24 protein-coding genes are annotated in these 21,588 nt (G+C 58.8%); 23 read left to right on the plus strand and 1 reads right to left on the minus strand.

Translation table 11 applies throughout. The features are described from left to right. The first annotated feature begins 11 nt into the window (after positions 1-11). The 23 genes from sctQ to VNZ60_RS11910 all read left to right on the plus strand — a co-directional run bounded on the left by sctQ (position 12) and on the right by VNZ60_RS11910 (position 20,808). The gene (sctQ, locus tag VNZ60_RS11800; RefSeq protein ID WP_325659326.1) at positions 12-1,076 is read left to right on the plus strand and encodes a type III secretion system cytoplasmic ring protein SctQ; all 1,065 of its coding nucleotides are present in this window, start codon (positions 12-14) and stop codon (positions 1,074-1,076) included. Continuing rightward, positions 1,070-1,756 carry a type III secretion system export apparatus subunit SctR gene (sctR, locus tag VNZ60_RS11805; RefSeq protein WP_325659327.1) on the plus strand — a complete coding sequence of 229 codons (687 nt, stop codon included), beginning with the start codon at positions 1,070-1,072 and terminating at the stop codon, positions 1,754-1,756. The genes sctQ and sctR overlap by 7 nt, the downstream gene beginning before the upstream one ends. A 57-nt stretch (positions 1,757-1,813) precedes the next feature. Further along, positions 1,814-2,077, plus strand: a complete 264-nt coding sequence (sctS, locus tag VNZ60_RS11810) for a type III secretion system export apparatus subunit SctS (RefSeq protein ID WP_325659328.1) — start codon at positions 1,814-1,816, stop codon at positions 2,075-2,077. Between the two features lie 22 nt (positions 2,078-2,099). Then, positions 2,100-2,891 (plus strand): type III secretion system export apparatus subunit SctT, encoded by a 792-nt coding sequence (gene sctT / locus VNZ60_RS11815; protein WP_325659330.1) that lies wholly within the window; start codon positions 2,100-2,102, stop codon positions 2,889-2,891. A gap of 7 nt (positions 2,892-2,898) precedes the next feature. Further along, positions 2,899-4,005, plus strand: coding sequence for a type III secretion system export apparatus subunit SctU (gene sctU, locus VNZ60_RS11820; RefSeq protein ID WP_325659332.1), 1,107 nt, complete (start codon positions 2,899-2,901; stop codon positions 4,003-4,005). 24 nt (positions 4,006-4,029) lie between these two features. Next, positions 4,030-4,563, plus strand: coding sequence for a hypothetical protein (locus VNZ60_RS11825; RefSeq protein ID WP_325659334.1), 534 nt, complete (start codon positions 4,030-4,032; stop codon positions 4,561-4,563). 118 nt (positions 4,564-4,681) lie between these two features. Beyond that, the gene (locus VNZ60_RS11830; protein ID WP_325659335.1) at positions 4,682-5,080 is read left to right on the plus strand and encodes an EscI/YscI/HrpB family type III secretion system inner rod protein; all 399 of its coding nucleotides are present in this window, start codon (positions 4,682-4,684) and stop codon (positions 5,078-5,080) included. A gap of 91 nt (positions 5,081-5,171) precedes the next feature. Continuing rightward, positions 5,172-6,014, plus strand: coding sequence for a type III secretion system inner membrane ring lipoprotein SctJ (sctJ, locus tag VNZ60_RS11835; RefSeq protein WP_325659336.1), 843 nt, complete (start codon positions 5,172-5,174; stop codon positions 6,012-6,014). Next, a complete protein-coding gene (locus tag VNZ60_RS11840) occupies positions 6,014-6,658 on the plus strand; it encodes a hypothetical protein (protein WP_325659338.1) in 645 nt (214 codons plus the stop codon). Before sctJ ends, VNZ60_RS11840 begins: the two co-directional genes overlap by 1 nt. A 30-nt stretch (positions 6,659-6,688) precedes the next feature. Continuing rightward, positions 6,689-7,366: a FliH/SctL family protein gene (locus VNZ60_RS11845; RefSeq protein ID WP_325659340.1), complete on the plus strand. Its 678-nt coding sequence runs from the start codon at positions 6,689-6,691 to the stop codon at positions 7,364-7,366. 92 nt (positions 7,367-7,458) lie between these two features. After that, on the plus strand, positions 7,459-7,692 hold the full coding sequence (locus tag VNZ60_RS11850; protein ID WP_325659342.1) for a hypothetical protein: 234 nt from the start codon (positions 7,459-7,461) through the stop codon (positions 7,690-7,692). 5 nt (positions 7,693-7,697) lie between these two features. Then, positions 7,698-8,117, plus strand: coding sequence for a hypothetical protein (locus VNZ60_RS11855; RefSeq protein WP_325659344.1), 420 nt, complete (start codon positions 7,698-7,700; stop codon positions 8,115-8,117). Further along, the gene (sctC, locus tag VNZ60_RS11860; protein WP_325659346.1) at positions 8,114-10,177 is read left to right on the plus strand and encodes a type III secretion system outer membrane ring subunit SctC; all 2,064 of its coding nucleotides are present in this window, start codon (positions 8,114-8,116) and stop codon (positions 10,175-10,177) included. The genes VNZ60_RS11855 and sctC overlap by 4 nt, the downstream gene beginning before the upstream one ends. Before the next feature lie 609 nt (positions 10,178-10,786). Next, positions 10,787-11,476: a toxin co-regulated pilus biosynthesis Q family protein gene (locus tag VNZ60_RS11865; RefSeq protein ID WP_325659348.1), complete on the plus strand. Its 690-nt coding sequence runs from the start codon at positions 10,787-10,789 to the stop codon at positions 11,474-11,476. Beyond that, entirely contained in the window at positions 11,476-13,203 is a 1,728-nt protein-coding gene (gene pilN / locus VNZ60_RS11870; RefSeq protein WP_325659350.1) for a PilN family type IVB pilus formation outer membrane protein, read from the plus strand. Before VNZ60_RS11865 ends, pilN begins: the two co-directional genes overlap by 1 nt. Before the next feature lie 16 nt (positions 13,204-13,219). After that, positions 13,220-14,485: a type 4b pilus protein PilO2 gene (gene pilO2, locus VNZ60_RS11875; RefSeq protein ID WP_325659352.1), complete on the plus strand. Its 1,266-nt coding sequence runs from the start codon at positions 13,220-13,222 to the stop codon at positions 14,483-14,485. Further along, positions 14,475-14,996 (plus strand): type IV pilus biogenesis protein PilP, encoded by a 522-nt coding sequence (gene pilP / locus VNZ60_RS11880; RefSeq protein ID WP_325659354.1) that lies wholly within the window; start codon positions 14,475-14,477, stop codon positions 14,994-14,996. The genes pilO2 and pilP overlap by 11 nt, the downstream gene beginning before the upstream one ends. Next, positions 14,993-16,609, plus strand: coding sequence for a GspE/PulE family protein (locus VNZ60_RS11885; protein WP_325659356.1), 1,617 nt, complete (start codon positions 14,993-14,995; stop codon positions 16,607-16,609). Before pilP ends, VNZ60_RS11885 begins: the two co-directional genes overlap by 4 nt. Next, positions 16,599-17,675 carry a type II secretion system F family protein gene (locus VNZ60_RS11890; protein WP_325659358.1) on the plus strand — a complete coding sequence of 359 codons (1,077 nt, stop codon included), beginning with the start codon at positions 16,599-16,601 and terminating at the stop codon, positions 17,673-17,675. The genes VNZ60_RS11885 and VNZ60_RS11890 overlap by 11 nt, the downstream gene beginning before the upstream one ends. A gap of 28 nt (positions 17,676-17,703) precedes the next feature. After that, positions 17,704-18,267 carry a type 4 pilus major pilin gene (locus VNZ60_RS11895; protein ID WP_325659360.1) on the plus strand — a complete coding sequence of 188 codons (564 nt, stop codon included), beginning with the start codon at positions 17,704-17,706 and terminating at the stop codon, positions 18,265-18,267. A gap of 99 nt (positions 18,268-18,366) precedes the next feature. Beyond that, the gene (gene pilM / locus VNZ60_RS11900; RefSeq protein ID WP_325659362.1) at positions 18,367-18,864 is read left to right on the plus strand and encodes a type IV pilus biogenesis protein PilM; all 498 of its coding nucleotides are present in this window, start codon (positions 18,367-18,369) and stop codon (positions 18,862-18,864) included. Then, positions 18,843-20,339, plus strand: a complete 1,497-nt coding sequence (gene pilV / locus VNZ60_RS11905; RefSeq protein WP_325659364.1) for a shufflon system plasmid conjugative transfer pilus tip adhesin PilV — start codon at positions 18,843-18,845, stop codon at positions 20,337-20,339. Before pilM ends, pilV begins: the two co-directional genes overlap by 22 nt. Before the next feature lie 31 nt (positions 20,340-20,370). Next, positions 20,371-20,808, plus strand: coding sequence for a lytic transglycosylase domain-containing protein (locus tag VNZ60_RS11910; RefSeq protein WP_473964751.1), 438 nt, complete (start codon positions 20,371-20,373; stop codon positions 20,806-20,808). A 1-nt stretch (position 20,809) separates the two neighbouring features. Here VNZ60_RS11910 and VNZ60_RS11915 read toward each other — a convergent pair whose 3' ends face one another. Beyond that, positions 20,810-21,529, minus strand: coding sequence for a response regulator transcription factor (locus VNZ60_RS11915; protein ID WP_325659368.1), 720 nt, complete (start codon positions 21,527-21,529; stop codon positions 20,810-20,812). Between the last annotated feature and the right edge of the window lie 59 nt (positions 21,530-21,588).

The raw sequence follows: 21,588 nt of genomic DNA on the forward strand, positions 1-21,588 counted from the left end.
AACCAGCGACCATGCCAGATACCGCAACCCTAGTGCATCGAGCTCTTGATTCTGACACAGCGGGTCTGGCCACCCTGGCGGCTGCCGATTCCGACGTCAGGCAACTGCTATTGAGCAGAGACAGCGTCAGCGCCGCGCAAGCCAGCTTGAGCCGCATGATCGGGCGCGGCTTGCAACTACGGCTGCCGCTGCTGGACGCCGAATTCAGTATCCATCTGAGCGAGGAGCCAGACGCCGCATGGCCGCAGCCGGTGATGCTGGCCGGCCCATCGGGGATGTTGGAAATCGCTGACGGCGTGCGCTGGATACGCGCCCTGACCGGTATCGATCTGGATGCGGCCGCCGGCGATACCCGCGAATGGTTGCAGGCAGCGGCTGTCGGCCGCCTGGCCGCTACGCCCTTGGCCGCTATGGATCGGATGGTGCCTGTGGCCCGGATTGACGGCAGCGATGTCGCGCTATTGCGGCTCGGTTTGCACGGAGCTCGCCACAGCTTGAGCACCCATGCACGGGCGCCGGCTGCGACCTGGCTGGAGATTTTATCCGGCGCTGAATGGTCGCAGCGGCGGGCGACGCCTTCTGCATGCAGGGATTTGGTGGTCGAAACCACGCTGTTGCTGGCGCGCCATCGGCTGCCGGCATTTGCCGTGCGCAGACTTGCCGCCGGCGACATTGTATTGCCAGACAGCCCGAATTTTACGTGTGACGGCAAGGGCTCGGTGCGGCTCGGCGACAGGCAGTTTCAGGTCCGTTGCCAGGCTCCCGGTTCATTGGAAATCATCGCCTTGGAGAATAAATTGGAAGCAGAAGAATTAGACGAAAACGTCGATGCCCAGCCGGCCGTGATCGATCAACTCGATGCGCTGCCGCTGACGTTGAGATTCGAATTGGGCAAGATCAGCATTACGCTGGCCGAGCTGCGCGCGCTGGGGCCGCAGGCGATTCTCTCTGTCAAAGACGGCTCGGCGGCGTCGCTTGCGATTGTCTGCTCGGGCCGCACGCTGGGCCGCGGCGAGGCGGTCGATGTCGATGGCGTATTGGGCATACGTATCACGCATTGGGGTAGTACATGCTAAGCAGCCAATACGATGTGGTTTCATTTTCCGTCATGCTGGCGATGCTGTCGCTGGTGCCATTAATGGTAGTGACAACCACTTCGTTCCTGAAGATTTCGCTGGTGCTGCTGGTGCTGCGCAACGCCATCGGCGTCCAGCAGGTGCCGCCGACGCTGGCGATCTACGGCATAGCGCTGGCGCTGAGTGTCTTCATCATGGCGCCTACGGTGCAGGAAATCGGCAAGCGCGCGATGAGCCAGGAGGTCAGTACCAGTAATGCGGGCAATGCCGGCAATGCTGGCAACGCCCGCACCTTGCCGCTGTTGGCCAAGGCGCAGGATGCGTTTGAACCGTTGCGCACTTTCATGTTGAAGTTCAGCCGTCCGGAACAGCGTGAACTGTTTCTTGCTTCGGCAAAAAAACTGTGGCCGAAGGACGCCGCCCGCGATGCGCACTCCAGCGACGCCCTGATATTGATACCGGCGTTTGTGGTATCCGAATTGCAATCGGGATACGAGATCGGTTTCCTGATCTATATCCCGTTCGTGGTGATCGATCTGCTGATTTCCAATCTGCTGATGGCGCTCGGCATGCAGCAGGTCAGTCCGCAGACCATCACCATACCGTTGAAGTTGCTGTTGTTTACCCTGGTCAGCGGATGGGGCAAGTTGCTCAATGCTCTGGCAATGTCTTACATCTGACAGACGAGCATTACGGGCCTTCGGCGCCGTTCGATTGTTTAACCTGGAGCTGCGGCAATGGCTGATACGCTGAATTTTTTCCAACAAGGCCTGTGGATGGCCGTCATGCTGTCGGCGCCGCCGCTGATCGTCGCCACCATGTGCGGCCTGGTGGTCTCCCTGATACAGGCCGTGACGCAGATCCAGGACCAGACTCTGCCTTACGTGGTCAAGCTGGTCGCGGTCGCGGTCACTCTGGCGGCGATGGGACGCTGGATCGGCGTCGAGCTGATCCATCTGGTCGATCTGGCGCTGCTCATGGTGCCCGACGTCGGTCGTTGAAATCCCTTTTCCGAAACTAGCGATGCCATCCTCTCTCCTGTTAGATATTCAGATCGTCCTGGTGACGATCGCCTTGGTGACGCCGCGAGTCCTGGTGTGCCTGGTGATCTTGCCGGGTTTCGGCCTCAATGTCATGACCGGCGCCGCCAAAAATGCAGCCGCCATGGCAATTGCTTTGCCAGCTGCGTTGCCGACGTTTTATTTCGTGCAAGAGACGGCGCCCGGACTCATGTTGTCGGGCATGCTGATTTTCAAGGAGGCGATCATCGGCTTGATGCTTGGCGTCATGATGTCGATCCCGTTGTGGGTGGCGCAATCGATAGGATCGATTCTCGACAGCCAGCGTTCGCCGATCCAGATCCAGGCCAATAACGCCAGCGTCGACCGCGACGCCAGCGCCGTCGGCGCTATGCTGATCCAGGCGGTGGTGCTGGTCATGGTCCAGGCTGGCTTGTTTTCGGCGCTGGCGCGGATTCTCATCGAGAGCTACGGTGTCTGGCCTTCCTTTACGCTGATGCCGCCTTTCGAAGCAGGCCACTTCGATATCCTGATCAAGCGTTTCGGCGAATTGTTCTGGCATATCGTTGTGTATGGCGCGCCGGTCATCATTCCCTTGATCCTGATCGAATTCGGGTTCGCCATCGTCGGCGTTTTCGCTTCGAATTTACAGGTTTCGTTTGCCTCTTCGCCGGTAAAAAGCCTGACCGGGCTGCTGATATTGCTGGTGTACTGGCCGACCTTCTCGCATTACATCGCCGGCGATTTTTCCCACTTGCTCGATCTTGCCGCCAGCTTGTTGAGAGCCGGGACATGAGGCTGGCATGAGTGAAGAAAAGAACGAAGAACCCACCAGCAAGAAGATTGAAGACGCCAAGAAAAAGGGCCAGATTGCGGTCAGCAAGGATCTGGCAAAACTGGCAACGCTGGTGGCGGTGGCGGAAGCCGCATTCGCCTCGGAGCCGCTGTGGCGCGATGCGATTCAACATCTGATGAATTTCAGTATCGCCAGCGTCGGCCATGATTTCATGCCGGCCATGATGCAAATGCTGATGGCTGTCGGCAGCTTGCTGCTGATCGTATTTTGCGTCTGTTTCGTGATCTGCATCGTAGTCGCCGTGGCGGCCCACTGGGGGCAGTTCGGGGTGCTGGTCTCCACCGAATCGATCACGCCGAAATTCGACAAGCTGAATCCGGTAAACGGCATCAAGCAAATGTTTTCGATGAAAAAGCTGATCGAGTTATTGATTACCGTCGGCAAGGCGAGCCTGATCGGATGGATTGTCTATCTGCTGGTCCGCAATCAGCTGCCGGTGATTGTCCAGCTCGCAGGCGGTGAGCCGAAAGATGCTTACCACGCCTTCATCGAGCTGGTGCGGGCGATATTCCATACCATCGTGATAGTTTGCCTGTGCCTGGGAATTGTCGATTTCGCCATACAAAAGCATTTCCACAAAAAAGACCTGATGATGGATATGGAAGAAATCAAGCGCGAGCACAAAGAGTCGGAAGGCGATCCCATGGTCAAGGGCCAGCGCAAAAGGCTGGCGCGGCAATGGGCCAACGAATCGCCGGTCGCCAGAACCGAGGACGCCAATGCGCTGGTGGTCAATCCCACCCACTTCGCGGTGGCGATGTTCTACGATGCCGCCGAAACCATGGTGCCGCTGGTATTGGCCAAAGGTAAGGACGAGGTGGCGCAGGCGATGATCAAGCGCGCCCGGGAGTGCGGCATTCCGGTGATCCGCCACGTATGGCTGGCGCGCACTCTGTACGCCACCTGCAAGCCGGATACGGTGGTGCCGAAATCGAGTTATGAAGCGGTAGCCCATGTCTACGCGGTAGTGCAGGAGCTGATCGCATCGCATCAGACCGGCAAGGAGGTGGCGCTGGAAATCTGCGGTGAGCCGCCGGCCGGCCAGGCGCCGTAACCGTTGACTAACCGTGGACAGCAGATGAAAACAGCAGATATCGCCTTGGCGGAACAGTCCGGCGCGCCCCAGGCAGAGCGGCGGCAACCCAAGGCCGCCATGCAGCCGAAAAACAGAGGGCAGGCCGGCAGCGAAAAGCCGGCGCTGCCCGATGCCTGCATAGGGCAGGATGAATGCATCGTTGCGGCGGCGGAAGTCATCGTGGCGATGACCGACGAGGTGTTGACGCCGCTTACCGCCAGCCATGCAAGACATCGCTCGGCGGCTTCCTCCAACGCCCTGTTGCTGTCGCTCGACAGTGGCGGGAATTCCACGTCAGGCGATGAAACCATCATTGGCAGCGGTGATCGTGCGCACCATCTGGCCATGATCGCGATCACCGCCACGCCGCCATTGCGGCGCGCCGCGCCAGAAAAACCCCGCAGCCTGCCTTCCTTGCGGCCGTCGTCGCGCGCCGAATGCGGACGGCGTTGCGGCGCTGACGGATTTTGCGATCCTTCGTCGGAATTCGGTTGCGGCGGCGAATATTGCGTTCATCTGCATGAATCCTTGTATTGACGTGCCAGCCGATCCGGTTTGGAACCGGATCGGCTGGCGCTGCCACCTAGCATCAAGCATTTTGTCCTTACGAATCAATTGTTACGCTTAAATCGCATTTCCATGACCGGGAGTAAACGTGAATTCAGTAACTTCGATCGCCGCCGGCATTCCTGCCGGCGGAGTACAACAAAAAGGCCAGTTTTCACTGGAAATACAGTCGGTCGAACCGGCCGATGGCGCGCAGTTCCGTGCAGCGCTGGAGCGTCATATGCAAAAGGGGGCACCGGCCGGCAGTGCCGATAACGCATCGCTAGGAAAGGTGATTGCAGGGCGCGCGACCAATCTGGCGGCAGACGTAAAGAAGGATCAGCAATATGTTTCAAAACTGCTGGAGCAGGCCACCCGCAGCGGCGATTCGATGCAGCTGATGCGGGCCATGATGGCCTTGAACGACTATCAGATCCGGGTCCAGACAATTTCAAAAACCGTATCGAAAGCGGCTTCTTCCGTCGATTCCCTGACCAAGTTGCAGTGATTAATCAGTGATTAATCAGTGATTAATCAATGAATAACGCGAGATTGACTCCATGCAAAACCTGCTTTCAAGCCCGCTTATGCGGGCCGCGATGAATCGACGGCGTATCGGCAACGCGATTTCCTGGCTGTGCATCTGCTGCCTGCTGGTCGCCTTGTGCGCATGCACTAAAGTGGTAACGCTGCAAGCAGCCCTGAGCGACGCCGACGCCAACGAAATTGTCCTGGTGCTGAATCGCCAGGGCATCGGCGTCGAAAAGCAGAAGGGCAAGGAAGGTGTCACCCTGATCGTCAGGGATGACGATATCTCACGCGCCACCGAGGCGATGAATGCGGCTGGCTTGCCGCGCCGGAGCCTGTCGAACCTGGGTGAAGTATTCAAGAAGCAAGGCATGATTTCGACGCCGATGGAAGAACGCATTCGTTACATTCACGGTTTGTCGGAAGAGCTGGAATCGACGCTGCAGCAGTTTGATAATGTGATTTCGGCGCGGGTGCATGTGGTACTGCCGGAGCGCATCGCGCCTGGCGAACCGATCCAGCCGTCGTCGGCGGCGGTGTTTGTCAAGTATCGTCCGCCGCTGGACGAAGACGCCATCCTGCCGCGCATACGCAGGCTGGTGGCGTCCAGCATTCCTGGGCTGTCCGGCGACGACGGCCGTAACAAAGTGTCGGTCGTGATGGTGCCGGGAGAAGCGCAACGTCCCGGGATCGAATGGACTACGGTCGGGCCGTTCAAGGTGGAAGCAGCTTCTGCGGGTTCCCTGTCGCTGACCCTGATGGCGATCACCTTGCTGGCCTTGAGCGGCGCCGGATTTTTTCTGTTCACGCTGGCGCAGCGAAATTCGATGGTGGCGCACTGGCTAAGCCAGCGTTCACGCAAGCCGCCCAATCCCGGCAAGCTGCCGCCAGCCGCCTCCGGCGGAGCCAGCTGATGGCGCCCAAAAGCTCAGCTCCCGCAACGCCGATGCTGCCTGATTTCTTTCTCGATTGGTGGTTTGCGCCGTGGACTTATGCGGCGCCCGAGCCGGGCCACTTGCCGGCCGCGACTGACCGGGTCGGACAACATGACGGCTACCGCTTATGGTGTGCGCAAGCCGGCGTGGCCGCAGATTTTCAGGCCGGTTTCGACGCTGCATGGCATGTCGCTGCAACCACCCAAGGGCCGGATCTGTTGGCTGCCGCTGCATTATTTGGCGGCCTGATCGTCGCGCGCGAAGCGGAGCAGTCCATGCTAGCCCAACTTGCCCTGGCCGATCGCCGTTGGTGCATGAGCATTGCGATGACGCAACCGCTTAAGGCCCAGGCACAGCCGGCGCCTGCCGCCGTCAAGGGGATTGAGATCAGAGGACTGCTGGAATTGGCGGGTTGGCTTGAGCCGGCGTTTCCGGGCGTGTGGCCGCGTCTGCGCCTGCTGCTGTCGCCCGCTACGGTTGTTGCGGTAGACACTGCGCTGGAAACCAGCGTGAGCGGAGCTGGCGCAGAGCTCTCAGCGTCAGCGCGTGCACGGCGCTGCTGGACGCATTGCCGCGATCGTGTATTGGCGCGTAAAAACGCCGAATTCCAGATGGCCGCGTAGATCTTTTCCTCTGTAGAAAGTGAGTTTTCCATGACGGGATTTTGCACCGCCAGGCTGGTTCCGGACAGCCATCTGCGCGCCGAACACGGTGTGTTGCGCGCCAGCGCCTTGCTGGTCACATCGGATGCCGGCAAAGTGGCGGCTCATCTGTTGCAGCAGGCGCAGGTGGAACAGCAGGCAATGCTGCAAGCAGCCCGGGCCGAGGCCCAGCTTGCGGTGCACACCGCGCAAGAGCAGGTAGCGGCGCAAGCCACGCAGTTATTGGCGACCTTGAACGCGGCCCACGCCACCCTGCTGGAGCGGGCGCAAGGCCTGGTGATCGATCTGGCGCAGCAATTGTTCGAGCGCCTGGTAATGGCCGCCACCCCGCGCGAGCAAGTCGCAGCGGTGCTACGGCGTCTGCAGTTCGAAGCACCGCCCAAACTGCTGACGCCGCTGCTATGGGTGCACCCGGACGATTTCGACCTGGTTCCGCAAACCGCCTGGGAACTCAAGGCCGACCCATCGCTGGCCCGCGGCGCCTGCAAGCTGGAGGCCAGCAACGGCGAATGGCGCGCCGAATTCGGGCTGGCAGCCGCAGCGCTGAAATCGGCTCTTACGCAGGTCACGGAAACATCGCCGCCACACTTGCAGGAGGAAGCAGAGAAACCAGAAGCACTGCAACCAGAAGCACTGCAAACGCCCGTGGCAACGACTGCGCCTCAATAAAGTTGCAGCCGCGGCGAACTGATTCCCCTCTCGATGCCACATATCTGAGAATGCTATGGCGACGCCGCAGCTAACCGAGAGAGGGAAGAATCATGTCTGACAATCACAATCCCGTATTGCAGAATTTGCGCCATCTGAATCAGAAATTCGAAGATATCGGCCAGCAGATCAATGACTTCAACCGGCGTCAGACGGACGGCGAAATGCCAGACCCGAAAGCCTTCATGGACTTGCTGCAGAAGCAGTCGGTCACCCATAGCGCCATGACGGCGCAATTCAGCCTGCTGCAAAAACCCCTGAAAACCGTATTGAACGAAACCAAGTAGCAGTCATGGCTAACCACGACCTCGATGAATGGCTGCAAACCCTGGCGGTCGGCGAGCCGGTCGATATCGACGGCGAATCGGTCTGTCTGAAGCTGCACGCCCTAGGGGCAGAGCTAAGTGTCTGCCTGTTCCGCAACTACACCGGGGTGCAGCTGGCGGAGGCGCTCAGGACAGGTTTCCAGAGCGCCCTCGAATTTGACGCCGGGCTGGCAGTATCGATGGACGATCAGGCGCTGTTGCTGGCGCAATGGCTGCCCGCGGTCAGTACCTGGGACGAGGCCGCCGAAGCCTTGGAAAATATCTTGAACCAGGCCAGCATGTGGCGCGCTGCGCTAACCCAGCCCCAGCCCGGCGTCGAGCAGGACGATCTGTCGAAACGTGGCGAAGAACGGATTCGAAAACTGTTTTCAGGAAGCTACAGATGAAACTCCCGCAGCTGACCAAATCCTGGGGCATGGCCGCGCTGCTCGCGTTCGTGCTCCTGCTCCTGCTGTCATGGGGCAGCACGCTGCAGGCGGCGGTTCCGGCGAGCTGGAAGGACACCGGCTTTTCGATCAACGCCAGCGGCATGACCTTGCGCAGCGTCCTCGACGAGTTCGGCCGCACCTATGGGGTACGGTTAGCGGTCGAGATCGATGTCGATCGCGTGATGCAGGGGCGCCTGAAGGCGGACAACGGCAGCGATTTCCTGAATCGCCTGGCGCAACCCTATAAATTCCGCTGGTTTGTCTATAACGATATTTTGCATGTCGTGCCGCGTGACGACAATACCTCGATCCGGCTGGAAGTGGGCGAGGATGCAGTGCAGGACGCCAAGGCAGCGCTGATCGGCCTCGGTCTTTTCGACGATCGTTTCGGCTGGGGCGAATTGCCGGACGAGGGAGTGGTGATCGTCGGCGGCCCGCGTTCCTATGTCAATCTGGCGCGCGACATACTTTTGCCGAACGAAAAAAAGACCGCAAAAAAAGGGCGGCAGATCATGGTGTTCCGGCTCAAATATGCGACCGCCATGGACCGGGTGATCAACTCACGCGGCAAATCCGAAACCATACCGGGCATCAAGACCATCCTCAGCAATTTGCTGTTCGGAGCGCAAACGCATGAAAAGCTATCGGGTGCGCCAACCCAGTTCGATGCCGATAGCCACAAACGCTCGAGAACAGCAAAAAATGAAAGAGGCGCCGCGCGTGAAGTCGCCAGCGAGCGTTTTGTGCCGCTATTTTCGGCACCTTCCGCATCAGGCAAGAATCCACTGGTACAAGCCGGCGGCGAGGATGCGGACGATGGCGCACGCTCATCGCGCGACAAAGGCGAGGGCGACGTCCGTCCCCGCATAGAGGCTGATCCGGGCCTCAACGCCATCATGATTTACGACGATGTAAAAAAGCACGACATGTACGCCGCCCTGATTGCGGAGTTAGACGTGCAGCCGCAGCAGATTGAAATCGAAGCATTGATTGTCGATATCGATCGCAGCAAATTATCCGACATGGGCGTCGAGTGGGGCGTGCGTGCGGGCGCCGTCAACGCCGTGATCAACAGCAGCACCCAAGTGTCGCAAGGCATCGATCTGCCCTTGCCTGGCGCGACCCTGCTGATCAGCAATGCGGCGCGATTTTATGCCCGGCTGAAGGCCATGGAATCCAACGGCGAAGCACGGATCCTGGCCACGCCTACCGTGCTGACCCTGGACAATGTGGCGGCGGTGCTCGATCTGAGCCGGAGCGCCTATGTCTCCCTGATCGGCGAGAGGGTGGCCGATATGTCGGATATTACGGCTGGTACCATGCTGCGGGTGATTCCGCGGATTATCCACGACGGCGGCGCTACCCGCGTGCGGCTGGAAGTGGATATCGAAGACGGCTCGATCGACAGTCCCGGCAATAACGGTTCGGCTTCGAACAACAACAATAGCGGCACCATCGCTGCCAGCGTTACCCGCTCGACCATCAGCACCCAGGCCATCATCGATACCCAGCAAACGCTGATGATCGGCGGCTATCGCCAGGAGTCGCTGACCAAGGACCGGCAAAAAGTGCCGCTGCTGGGCGATCTGCCGGTGGTCGGCGGCCTGTTTCGCAGTGAGTCGCAATCGCACAGCACGCGCGAACGCTTGTTCCTGATCACGCCGCGCATATCGGGTACGGTCGGCGTAGATGCTGCTCCGGTATCGAAAGCCAAGGCCAGGGCGCATGCCACGGCGGGCGAAGAAAGGACGCCACCATCTACACCGCCAGCATCGCCGCCATCATCATCTTCACCGTCGCCCGGCACTGCACCGCAGCCGTCCGGAGCTAAAGCGACCGCGGCGATTGCAGGCGGCAGCGGGGCAACTGCGGTCAAACTGCCGCTGGAGGCAGCCGTGCCACCCGCATCCGAGCCCGAGGTCTCGAAAGCACCGGCAGTATCGCTGGGCGGCGGACTGCGGCTGCCGCTGCGGCCCAGAACAAAGTGCGAGAAACCGCGAGGATTCAGTTCGATATAAGTCCGTGCACGGTGACCATCCAGGTTCCGCGTTACCGCCACGGCACTGCAAAACAAGCTCCCATACTGACGCGTAACTGTTGCCTCGCCGTTGCCTGACTGTTGCTGGCGGCGGGTGGCCGTCGAACTGCAATGAACAGCGCAGGATTTGCGTGCGCACGTTCGAATAAAAAAAACATCTGCAGCACAAATTACGCCCCGCAGCGTGGCATGGACAATTTTTTTTATCGACGCGATTATATTTTCTTACCGTCTTGGTTATATTTTTTGAGAAATATTTTTGGAACTGTTGGTTACTATCGGTCACAGATTCTTCGATATCGAAAGAAGCAGACACAGAACGAAACACGATTGAAGAGAAGTTTTTTTTGTCGTGACTTTGACCATGCGAATGCGCGATTCGTAAAGCGCAGTGGGAAGAATGGCAAGGTGGTTCTGATGTGGAAAGTGAAAAATCAGTCAAAGCTTGGCAAGGCATTTTCGTCAGCGTTCCACCCGGGATGAATCAGAAGCCGGCATGCAAACGATGCAGGCGGCAAGACATTTGTCTCTTCTGCACGGTGGGTAACGCTCATTGATTTTCGACTACGCGGCAAAGAAGGGTTAGGTTATGCATCTCACATCCATTCTGGGCAGAAGCATGCGCACGGCTGCTCACGTACTTGTTCCATCGCTCTATTTTTTGTGCCTGAACTCTCATGCCGCCAACCCGGCACCGACGGCGAGTCCTGCCAGCATCGAATTTCCAAGCGGACAGGGCTTCGGCATGGCTAGTTCGGGTTTCGATTTTTACGCCAGCGGCAGTCCCTTCGGCGACGATTGCGGCGACCCCATACTGAGTTTCGACAACAGCGCCGCCACGGCCAGGAGCGATGCCGACGATACCATCGTGCTGGCCAGACTCGACACCGAAAAGACCACCACAAAGAGAGCTTCGTCGACCTCTGCCGGACGCTCTGCAGCGGCGTCCAAAGCCACGGCTGCCGCCGCCGCTACTGCCGACGGCGCGGCCTCGACAGCGCGCGCCCCTGCCGCGCCGGTTGCTCCGGTATGGGAAATCGTCGTCTCCGACAAAACCCTGAACGCCGCTCTGGCGCGTTGGGCGGCAACTGCCGGCTGGCAGTTGTTATGGGAATTGCCGGTCGATTACGCGGTGGAAGCCCGGACTGCGGTGCCAGGCAGTTTTGAAGAGGCTGTCAGCACCGTCGCCAAGAGCATGGAAACCGCCGAGATTCCAATGAAGGCGATTTTCTATCAAGGAAACAAAGTACTGCGCATCACGGCGAAAGGAGGGGAATAATGTCCATCAGACTATCGGCCCTGATTGCCGTGCTATTGCTGGCAGGCGGTTGCACTCCCTTATCGAATCGCATCGAAACTGCTGTCGACCAGCACAATGTTCAGGTCAGCAGCCTGGTGAAAGAGGTTGGACATACCGCACCGGGGGCGGTAATGCCTTCGGCTCCGCTGGTCACGCATGAATCGGGCATCTGGCTCGGAAAAAATATCGTCAAGCTGGGACAACCCGCATTGCCGCCGGTTTTTTACGAAGCCACGACCTTCGATCGCACCGTCAATTCGCTGTCGGAACTGGCGGAAAGAATCACCTTGCGGTCGGGAATTCCAAGCAAGGTCAGCGCCGATGCACTGGCGGTATCCAGCGCCGCCTTCCATACCAGGTCGAATCTTCTGGCTGGCCCTCAATCGGGCATGGCCGGCAGCATGCCTGCGTTGCCGCCGGGCTTGCCAGGCGACGGTGGGCCGAACTCGCCGCAATCACGTTCAGCCGGGGCCAGCGCCAATAGCGCTTCTCAAGGCTTGCCGGTGTTCAGCGATGTGGCAAACGGCGTGCGCATCAGTTACGCCAACGGCCCCCTCAAAGGATTGCTGGATACCTCGGCGGCGCGCTTCGGCGTGTCTTGGAAATATGTCGATGGCGTGATCCATTTTTTCCATACCGATTCGCGTAATTTCCAAATCAGCGCGATTCCAGGCGACTCCACTTTCACCGCCAGCGTTACCAGCGGCGCCAGTTCCACGGGCGGCGTTTCGGGCGGCGGCAGCGGTGGCGGCGGAGGCGCCAGCAGCGGAGGCAGCGTGGTCTCGGCAAACAACTCTCAAAATACCGGGGTAGCGTCGAAGTTGTCGGTCTATACCGGTATCGAAAGCGCCATCAAGGTGATGCTCTCGCCGTATGGCAAAGTGCTGGCGTCTCCTGCGACGGGCGCTATCACCGTGGTGGATACGCCTGATTCTCTCGATCGCATTGCGACTTACATTGAGGGGGAAAACAAGGCGCTGGCGCGGCAGATCGCGATCAACGTTACGGTGCTGTCGGTCAGCCTGTTGGATACCGATGAATATGGCATCAACTGGAATGTGGTTTACAACAGCTTGAACCGGAAATTCGGCATCACCAACAGTTTCGCTCCGGTCAGCAGCAGCGTGGTTGGTTTTACCGCCGGCATTCTTGGCAGCTCCAAATTCTCGGGCACCACAGCGCTGATCAATGCTTTGTCCGAGCAAGGCAAGGTGCGGCAGAAAACCACGGCTTCGGTAGTGACCTTGAACAACCAGCCGGTGCCGGTGCAAGTGGCCAGGCAGACGTCTTACCTGCAGTCTTCGCAAACCTCCATCGTAGCCCAGGTTGGCACCACTACCACATTGATCCCGGGCGTGGTGACAGCAGGTTTCAACATGAGCATCTTGCCGCATATCCTTACCAACGGCACCGTGATGCTGCAGTTCTCTACCGATATCTCGACCTTGCGCACCATACGCCAGATCGAAAGCAACGGCAGCAAGATCCAGATGCCCGAGGTCGATACCCGCAATTTCCTGCAACGGGTATCGATGAAGTCGAACGAAACCTTGGTCATCAGCGGTTTTGAACAAGCCGATGAGAATGTCGATTATCGCGGCGTCGGTACGCCCAAGAATATTCTCTTCGGCGGCGGCATGAACGCCAGCGCCACCAAGGAAGTGATCGTGGTGCTGATCACGCCTGTTGCGATGTCCGGTTCTTAGTCGGGCGGACCGAGTCATGGCGATCTACATCACACAGCTAGAGAAACATAAATTCGTCTGCGGGCTGTTCTGGCAATCGCTGTCGCGGCCGCGGGATCTGGCAAAGGAAGCGGCCGATCTGGCCAAGAAGATCGATTCCGATCTGATGGTCATCCGCATGGACCATTCGACGGCGCAGGCCGGATTCGCGCAAACCAAGGACGGCGCGCGCGGCATATTGTATTCGCTGGGGGCGGTGGTTTCAAAGACCTTGGCCCTGGAAGGCGCGTTTTACGACGGCGAGCAACAACCGGTGCACAACTGGCTCGGGGCATTCAAGCTGGCGGACGGAAAATGGGCTTATTTTGCCGTGCGCGACGCCAATTTCCTGCCGAACGGCGATTTCGCCGGCAGCAAGGAAGAGGTGCTGGAACGACTGCATGGCGACTATGCGCTGGGCGGCTGGAACGTAGTGATCGGCGACGCCGAACTGGCAGAGCAGGGTTTTCACAATTTCAATGCAAGAGATATCGAAAGCCTGATCCCGCATAAAAAAGACGGCAGCATCCGTATCCATAAATGGTGGAGGCTGCGCCAGATCAATCGCAATCTGTCGTGGCTGCCGATGGCAATCGGCGCCGGCGTCATCGTGCTGGTTGCTGTCTCCGCATTGATGGGCTGGCAATATTACCAACGTAAAAAGCAAGAGCGCGAGAATGAAATTGCGATGGCGGCGGCGCGTCAGAAAATGCTGCTTGAAGTGTCCGCCGTGGCGCGCCCGTGGTCGAACAGAGCCGCACCGCCGGCACTGGTGCGGACCTGCCTGCATCAGTTTTCGCATATCACCGCCGGCGGCTGGCAACTCGAATCCTACAGCTGCACACCTGAGCAGCTGGCGTATGCCTGGATCAGGACCAATTCCACCATCGCCCTGTTGCGTGAGCAGGTGCCGGACGCCGTGATCGACCCTGGCGGCGATAAGGCAAGTTACAGCAAACGGCTGCCGCTGGCGCCAGGGGTGAATGAAACCCTGATCGACAATCAGCGCTTGCTGGAACCCATCATGTCGCGTTTGCAGGCGTTGAGCGTGCCGCTCCGTATCGTCAAGATCGAGCCGCCCAAGCCTGCCGAAAATACTGGCGGCTGGCGGCCGGAATGGCAATCGTATTCATTCTCCCTGAACACACACGGCGTCGGGCCGGCGGAGATTGCAGCAGTGCTTAACCGGCCCGGGGTGCGTATCGACAAACTCACTTATCGCGGTTCGGAATGGTCAATGGAGGGAACGATTTATGCAAAATAAACTGAAAATGCTGGCGGCTGTTTCTGCGCTGATGCTGGCAGGGATCGCCAGTGCCGAGAGCACCTCGGAGAGCCTGACACGTATCGACGCCGAGACCTTGGTGCTGAAAGCGCGCGAACGGCAGCTCGAAGTGCAAGTCAATATCGTCAACAAGCAGAACGAAATCCTGGCCCGTCAAACCATGGCCAGCGTCATCTCGGCGCCGCCGGTAGTGGGTGATCCGGTGATTCGCGCGATCGAGGGCATCGGCAAGACGATGTTTGCGACGCTGCAAATGAACGACGGCAGCATTGTCGATGTGCAGAGCGGCGATATCCTGGCTAACGGTATGAAGATCCTGTCGATACGCTCCAGTGAAGTGATTGCGCAATCAAAGAACAGCCAGCGCATCCGTCTGGCGTCCTATGCGCCGCCGGCGCCAGGATTCAATCCGAGTTATCCGGGCGCCAACCTGCCGCAGCCGGCGCTCCAGCCCCAGCCTGCTGGCCAGGCGAGAGGATCGGCAAGATGAATCTGCGCATAGCGAAGCCGTCTGAAAACGCCCGTGCCCAGGTCGGGATAGCGGCATTGAACGATTTTAGCGAATTGGCCAGCGTCGGCGTACTCAGTAACAGTGGTGCGTTCGAAGCCGGCGCCGAGGAAAAAAAACTGCTGTGCCTGCTCGGTGACGGCCGGCTGCTGATCGCCGCGGGCCAGAATCTGAATCCGCACGTGCTGTCTTATCAAGGCCGCCTGGAAAAGATGCACAGGCCTTTCCGAGTGGTCTACACCAATATCGAGGTGATACGCCGCATCAATCAAAACGCGTTTTCAATGCTGGCCGACCGTCATCAGGAACACTCGATGATGCAGGTCACCGCCAAGGACATGCTGAATAAAGCTTGCAGCGCCCGGGCTTCGGATATTCATCTGCGGGTTAAAAAAAATTGCACTGAAATTTATTTTCGGATTCATAACGACCTGGTGCCGGTTGGCGGCCAGACGCGCGAGTACGGCGAACGTTTGCTGGCGACCTTGTACGGCGCCATGACTTCGGTTTCGGATAGTTCGTACAAACCGACCGAACGGCAGGACGCCAGCATCGCCGACCGCGACAAGCTGCCGCCGGGATTATACGGGGTGCGGATTGCCACCGTGCCGACCAACGAGGGCAGCGTGATGGTGTTGCGTCTGCTGTACAACGACGCCGGCGACAATATCGATTTGCGGCCCCTGGGATTTTCCGAGGAGCACGCCATCGCGTTGCAGCAACTCAAAGAACAGCCGATCGGAATGAATATCATCAGCGGCCCCACCGGTTCGGGAAAATCGACATCGCTGCAACGCATTTTATGCGGTGAAATCATCGAAGCCGAAGGCAAGATGCACGTGTTGACCATCGAGGATCCGGTCGAATATCCGATCGAAGGCGCGGTCCAGACATCGGTCACCAACGCCGGTACCGAAGAAGACCGTTCGCGCTTGTTTGCGGCCGCCATTTCCAACGCCATGCGGCTCGATCCGGACACCATCATGATTGGTGAAATGCGCGACCGCGCCTCGGCCCAAAATGCCTTGCGCGCATCGATGACCGGGCATCAGGTATGGACCACCGTGCACGCCAACAGCGCATTGGCGATCGTCGACCGTTTGCTCGATCTCGGCTTGCCGGTCAGCCTGGTGGCCGATCACACCGTCATCACCGGCCTGATCAGTCAGCGCCTGGTCAAATTATTATGCCCGCATTGCAAGATTCCATTGGCTGAGCATCAGCAGGAGCTGTCACCGGCGGCGCTGGGGCGCGTCAGGCAAGCCGTCTCGCGTAACCTGGAGGACGTCTATATCACCGGCGCCGGTTGCGAAAAATGTTCGCATCACGGCACGGTAGGGCGAACGGTGATCGCTGAAATCATCATTCCCGACGACCAGTTTTTCAGATATGTGCGGCTTGGCGAAAAGACTAAGGCGCTGGCTTACTGGCTCCAGGAATTGGGCGGCAAGACGATTCTCGATCATGCCATCGAAAAGGTGGCGGCTGGTTTGATCGATCCGCGCATGGCGGAAAAAGTGGTGGGCCATCTTACGATCGGCGCCACCCAGCATGCGCCGCATCTGCACGTGGTGGAGGCCGGCAGTGTTCTTTGACATCAATCGCTGGTGGGCCAGAACCCAGTTCTCGGATACGGCCCGGTTGCGGCTCTATCGCAAGGTGGCGAAAATGCTGTCCAACGGCTTGCCGCTGCTGAAGATACTGGAAGAGTTGCGCGACCGCGCTTCGCTGCAGGGACGCAAACCTAATGAACCGCTGGCAATCGTGCTCGATGATTGCCGGCGCATGGTGCAGAACGGCCGCCTGCTGTCAGAAGGGCTGGAGTGGTGGGTGCCGAAAACGGAACAGATGATCATCATGGCGGGCGAGCAGGCGGGGCGCCTGGAGACTACCTTGCTGGCGGTGGTCAATGTGGTGCAGGCTGGCAAAAAAATCAATTCGGTGATTGTTGGCGGGATTGCCTATCCGGTGGCGATTTTCTTTTTGATCGCGGTCTACATTTATCTGTTCGGCACCCGGGTTATTCCGCAATTCACACGCATGATCGATCCTTCCGGCTGGCATGGCGCTGCGAAGTCGCTCTACCTGATGTCGCTATGGGTACAGAACTGGATGCTGTATGCGATCTTTGCGGCGCTGGCTATCGGCGTCGCGGTGTTTGCATCGATGCCGCGCTGGCGCGGCAATGTCAGGGTCTTCTTCGATGGTTGTCCGCCCTATTCGATTTATCGGCTGATCGTCGGCAGCGGCTTTCTGATGGCGTTTGCGGCCCTGCAATCGGCCGGGGTCACGGTTGAGAAATCCCTGGTGCGCCTGTCTGCCATGGCCGACCCCTGGCTGCGCGAACGGCTGGACGGCGCTTTGCTGGGGGTGCGCTCCGGCTTGAATTGCGGCGAGGCATTGCGCAATGCGGGTTATGGATTTCCATCGAAAGAGGTGATCGACGACCTGTGTGTGTACGCGGAATACAAGGGCTTTGCCGATGCGCTGAAATTGCTGGCGGACGAATGGATGGAGCAAGGAGTAGAGGTGATATCGCTCCGGATGAAAGTGTTGAACGGTTTTGCCATTGTCACGCTGGCGATCGTGATTGGCTGGCTGGTGACGGGATTTTTCGGCATTCAGCAGGAAATCGCAGCGGTGACCCGTAGTGTCCATTGAACTATCACATTGACTTGAGGGATTGATCATGAAAAACACATGCATTTTCGATTTGAAACACACCGCCCTGAGCGCGGCCGACCGCGTTTCGCGGCAACGCGGAGCCTCACTGCTGGAAGGCATCGCCTACCTGGGCATCGCCGCCATCGTGGTGCTGGGCGCGGTATCGCTGCTGACCGGCGCCTTCGGCAGCGCGAAATCGAATCAAGCCACGGAAGAAGTGGTAGCGATCCGCACCGGCATCAGGAAACTGTATATCGGTCAAACCTATCCTGCCGCCATGCTGCCTAGCCTGATCACTTCCAACGCCATTCCCAATACGCTCGCCAGAGGCGCTGGCGGCACCACCTTGAGTAACAGTTGGGGGGGCGCTGTCACTGCCGCTGGAACCGGCGGCGCATTTTCCATTACATACAATGCGGTGCCGCAGGATGTCTGCATCAACATGATCAGCGGCGCCAGCGGCTGGACCCAGATCGACCAGGCCGGAGCAAACGCGATCACCAGCTTTCCGGCCACGGTTGCCGGCGCTACGGCGCTTTGCAGTGTGGTTGGCGCGACCGGTAATGCGGTGACGTTTACCGCGTCTTGATTGTCGCGTCTTAATTGCCGGCCATGACGGATTGCAGCTGGCGCAGCCGGAGCAAGACAGAAGCAAGACACAAACAACGCAAAAGCAGAGGAGCGGGAAATGTGGAATATGCTGGTATTGACGGCCATGATCTCTCTGGTGGGGGTATACACCATCAGGAATTTCGAGACCTTCGCCGCTACCGATGCGGGCGTCGCCATGAGCATTGCAGACAGCATGGCGCTGTATCGGGAAGCGGTCGCCGATTATTTCACCCAGAACGATGTGCTTGATACCAGCGTCAGTTTTTCTGCTTTGAAATCGTCCCACATGCTGCCGGCATGGTCGGCCTTGTACCAGCAGAGCGCGGCGCCGATCTGGAATAACTACCGCGATGCGACAGGGGTTATCTACATCTACGCGTCCTCGCTGCCGCCAGTCAATATCGCGGCGGCAATCGCCATGAAGTCCCAGAATTCGGTGTTGAACGGGGTCTATCAGAGCGGCGTCGCGACCTTGCAATCGCCGGTCTTCGGCGACACCAGGATACCGGTGACGGCCCTGAACGGAAAGTCGGTTCCGGATGGCGCGCCGGTGTGGATCGCGATGCCAAAATGAAAGTGTCCGGCGTGACGATGCCCGGCGTGAAAGTGTCCAGCGTGAAAACATCCAGCGTGAAGAAATCCAATATGAAAAGAGCCTGCACAAAGAAGCCGCAAAGCGGTATCGCCTTGCTCGAATTGATGGGGGCGCTGGCGGTTGGCTCGATCATCATGGTCGGCTTGTCGGCGATGATGGACACCTCCCTGGAAGACACCAAAGGAGGGCAGGCGGCTTATTATCAATCGCAGATCGTCAATGCGGCGAACAAATACATCAGCGCTAACTGGCAAACGCTGCAGACCCGTACGCCCAGCGCGGCTACTGTAATCGCCATCAGCGTCGCCGATCTGAAAGCCGGGCAGTTCCTGTCGAACAGCATCGCCAGCGCTAATGTCTACGGACAGACGCCATGCGTGCTGCTGCGGCAGCCGGATCCTGCCGCCCATCCGGGGCAATTCGACGCCTTGATTGCGACTACCGGCGGACAAAAAATTTCTGACCGCGACCTTGCCGCGATCGCCATGAACGCCGGCCAGGGCAGCGGTTATATCAGCGCGGCCGATCCGGCCACGGCCAAAGGCGCTTCCTGGAGCATGGACACCAGCCCTTACCGCTCGGTCGCATGCAGCGGCGCAGCGGCGCTGGCCGGCACTGCCGCCGACGGCGGGCATCTGGTTTCCAATCTTTTTTACAATAGCGCCGGTCAATTGTCGACCGATTTTCTTTACCGTAACGCGGTGCCAGGCCGGCCCGAACTTAACCGCATGTATACGCCGCTGCGCATGGCCAGCGCGGCGCTGGTGAATCTCGGATCTTCGTGCCTGAATCAAGCCGGCGTGGCGGAAGCGGGCATGGCGGTCGACAATTCGACCAGAAGCTTGCTCACCTGCGGCAGCAACGGCGTCTGGACCTTTCCTTCGCAATGGAAGGAGCCGGTCGCCAGTTATGGCAACCTGCCTTTTGCCGGTAGTAACGATGGCGACGTCCGCATGGTGACCGGCCTTAATCGTGCCTTTACCTACAACGGCGGCAGCTGGGTGGCGCTGGCGGTGGACCAGAACGATAACCTGAGCGTGCCGGGCACCGTCAGCACCGCAAATTTGATTGCATCGCAGTCCATCGATTCGCAGGGTACCATCCATGCCAGCGGGACTATCAATTCGGACAGCGACATCGGCGCCGGCCGCGATATGAGCGCCGGCCGTGACATTAGCGCCAGCCGCGACATCACAGCAAATCGTGACGTAACCGCGGTGAGTCATGTGTACGGACGGGCAGTTGAGGCATCTGGCTGGATGGATTCGCCCTCCATATCACTCTCCCGCATCATGAGTCCGGGCGACGCTTGCCATTTTTGGGATATCGATGCCAACGGCAGACGTTTCATCAACACGCCGATGGGTACGATTGCGATGGACTCGCAGCATACACCCCTGATTTGTTATGCCGATAAAGAGATGAGGTATGCCAATGCCACTTTCAGTCCCTGATCCGCAATTACGGCGCATGGCGCGTATTTCGATGAGTATCAGGTGCGGTCTGCTGGCTGCCGGCCTGCTCATGTTTCACCACAACGCCCGCGCCTGCTGGGCGGAAGTCGCCGCATGGTATGGCGTCAATCCGCAGCTGCTGTACGCAATTGCCAAGACCGAATCGAGCCTCAATCCGAACGCCATGAATCGCAATAAAAACGGTTCTTACGACATCGGCCTGATGCAGATAAACAGCAGCTGGTTGCCAACCTTGCGCAAATACGGCATTGATGAACAGCGGCTGAAAGATCCCTGCACCAATCTTCAGGTCGGCGCCTGGATCCTGTCGCAAAACATGCAGCGCATGGGCGTGACCTGGGAAGCCGTTGGCGCCTACAATGCGCGTGATCCCGGCCTGCGCATCAAGTATGCGAAAAAAGTGTATAAGAACATCCCGCCCGCCATGCTGGCGCAGTCGAACCAATAACTCATCCGGCTAAGGCGGCGCTCGGCAATGTTTCATTGGCGGCGCACAATTCCAGGCGATAGCCTTGGCTATACGCGGTGCGGATCATGACAATCGGCTGATCTCCGATCTGCAGTTTTTTGCGCAGCTTGTAGACATGCTGTTCTATGGTTCTGCCGGCAATTTCACTATCGGCGCTCCAGATGACGGCGCCGATCGTCTCGCGCGAAATATATACGCCGGGTGAAGAAAAGAACAGCCAGGCCATGCCGAATTCGCGCGGCGTCAATCCGATAGGGGCGCCGCGATAGCTGAATGTCACCGTATCCCGGTTAAGGGAGAAGCCGGCGAATTCGATAGCGCGCCGTACATTGGGAGGGGAGCAGCGGCGCAGCAAGGCATTGATGCGCGCGATCAGTTCAACCGGCTCAAACGGCCTGACCAGGAAATCGTCGGCGCCGCTATCGAGCGCCAGCGCCACCAGATCCGCGTTACGCACCGTGGAAAGGATCAAGGTCGGTGTACGCTCGCCACTGCGGAAATTGAGCCAGGAAAGAATGCTGTCGTTATCTTTCGATGCCAGCGCCATATCGATCAGGATCAAATCGAAACTACGCCGGCGCAAGCTGCGCAATAACACTGTTTCTGAAGGGAAGTGGTGGGATTCAAAACCGGCGCGCACAAGTGCGGCCCGGACTTGGTCGAAAACCGCAGCATTGCGGATATAACATGCAATATTCATGGATTAAATAATCAACTTTCTGTCATGGCGGCAGGAGTCGCTTGCATCCGGGCCGCGCT

Source organism: Collimonas sp. (genome assembly GCF_035566375.1).
Lineage (GTDB): Bacteria > Pseudomonadota > Gammaproteobacteria > Burkholderiales > Burkholderiaceae_D > Collimonas.

What these genes read in the sequence shown, in the direction of transcription:
- sctQ (WP_325659326.1), top strand. Translation starts at nt 12, where the DNA reads ATGCCAGATACCGCAACCCTAGTGCATCGAGCTCTTGATTCTGACACA.
- sctU (WP_325659332.1), top strand. Translation starts at nt 2,899, where the DNA reads ATGAGTGAAGAAAAGAACGAAGAACCCACCAGCAAGAAGATTGAAGAC.
- VNZ60_RS11825 (WP_325659334.1), top strand. Translation starts at nt 4,030, where the DNA reads ATGAAAACAGCAGATATCGCCTTGGCGGAACAGTCCGGCGCGCCCCAG.
- VNZ60_RS11915 (WP_325659368.1), bottom strand. Translation starts at nt 21,529, where the DNA reads ATGAATATTGCATGTTATATCCGCAATGCTGCGGTTTTCGACCAAGTC.
- pilM (WP_325659362.1), top strand. Translation starts at nt 18,367, where the DNA reads ATGTGGAATATGCTGGTATTGACGGCCATGATCTCTCTGGTGGGGGTA.
- VNZ60_RS11895 (WP_325659360.1), top strand. Translation starts at nt 17,704, where the DNA reads ATGAAAAACACATGCATTTTCGATTTGAAACACACCGCCCTGAGCGCG.
- sctC (WP_325659346.1), top strand. Translation starts at nt 8,114, where the DNA reads ATGAAACTCCCGCAGCTGACCAAATCCTGGGGCATGGCCGCGCTGCTC.
- VNZ60_RS11910 (WP_473964751.1), top strand. Translation starts at nt 20,371, where the DNA reads ATGAGTATCAGGTGCGGTCTGCTGGCTGCCGGCCTGCTCATGTTTCAC.
- sctJ (WP_325659336.1), top strand. Translation starts at nt 5,172, where the DNA reads ATGAATCGACGGCGTATCGGCAACGCGATTTCCTGGCTGTGCATCTGC.
- VNZ60_RS11845 (WP_325659340.1), top strand. Translation starts at nt 6,689, where the DNA reads ATGACGGGATTTTGCACCGCCAGGCTGGTTCCGGACAGCCATCTGCGC.
- VNZ60_RS11850 (WP_325659342.1), top strand. Translation starts at nt 7,459, where the DNA reads ATGTCTGACAATCACAATCCCGTATTGCAGAATTTGCGCCATCTGAAT.
- pilP (WP_325659354.1), top strand. Translation starts at nt 14,475, where the DNA reads ATGCAAAATAAACTGAAAATGCTGGCGGCTGTTTCTGCGCTGATGCTG.
- VNZ60_RS11885 (WP_325659356.1), top strand. Translation starts at nt 14,993, where the DNA reads ATGAATCTGCGCATAGCGAAGCCGTCTGAAAACGCCCGTGCCCAGGTC.
- VNZ60_RS11865 (WP_325659348.1), top strand. Translation starts at nt 10,787, where the DNA reads ATGCATCTCACATCCATTCTGGGCAGAAGCATGCGCACGGCTGCTCAC.
- VNZ60_RS11855 (WP_325659344.1), top strand. Translation starts at nt 7,698, where the DNA reads ATGGCTAACCACGACCTCGATGAATGGCTGCAAACCCTGGCGGTCGGC.
- sctT (WP_325659330.1), top strand. Translation starts at nt 2,100, where the DNA reads ATGCCATCCTCTCTCCTGTTAGATATTCAGATCGTCCTGGTGACGATC.
- pilN (WP_325659350.1), top strand. Translation starts at nt 11,476, where the DNA reads ATGTCCATCAGACTATCGGCCCTGATTGCCGTGCTATTGCTGGCAGGC.
- VNZ60_RS11840 (WP_325659338.1), top strand. Translation starts at nt 6,014, where the DNA reads ATGGCGCCCAAAAGCTCAGCTCCCGCAACGCCGATGCTGCCTGATTTC.
- sctR (WP_325659327.1), top strand. Translation starts at nt 1,070, where the DNA reads ATGCTAAGCAGCCAATACGATGTGGTTTCATTTTCCGTCATGCTGGCG.
- sctS (WP_325659328.1), top strand. Translation starts at nt 1,814, where the DNA reads ATGGCTGATACGCTGAATTTTTTCCAACAAGGCCTGTGGATGGCCGTC.
- pilO2 (WP_325659352.1), top strand. Translation starts at nt 13,220, where the DNA reads ATGGCGATCTACATCACACAGCTAGAGAAACATAAATTCGTCTGCGGG.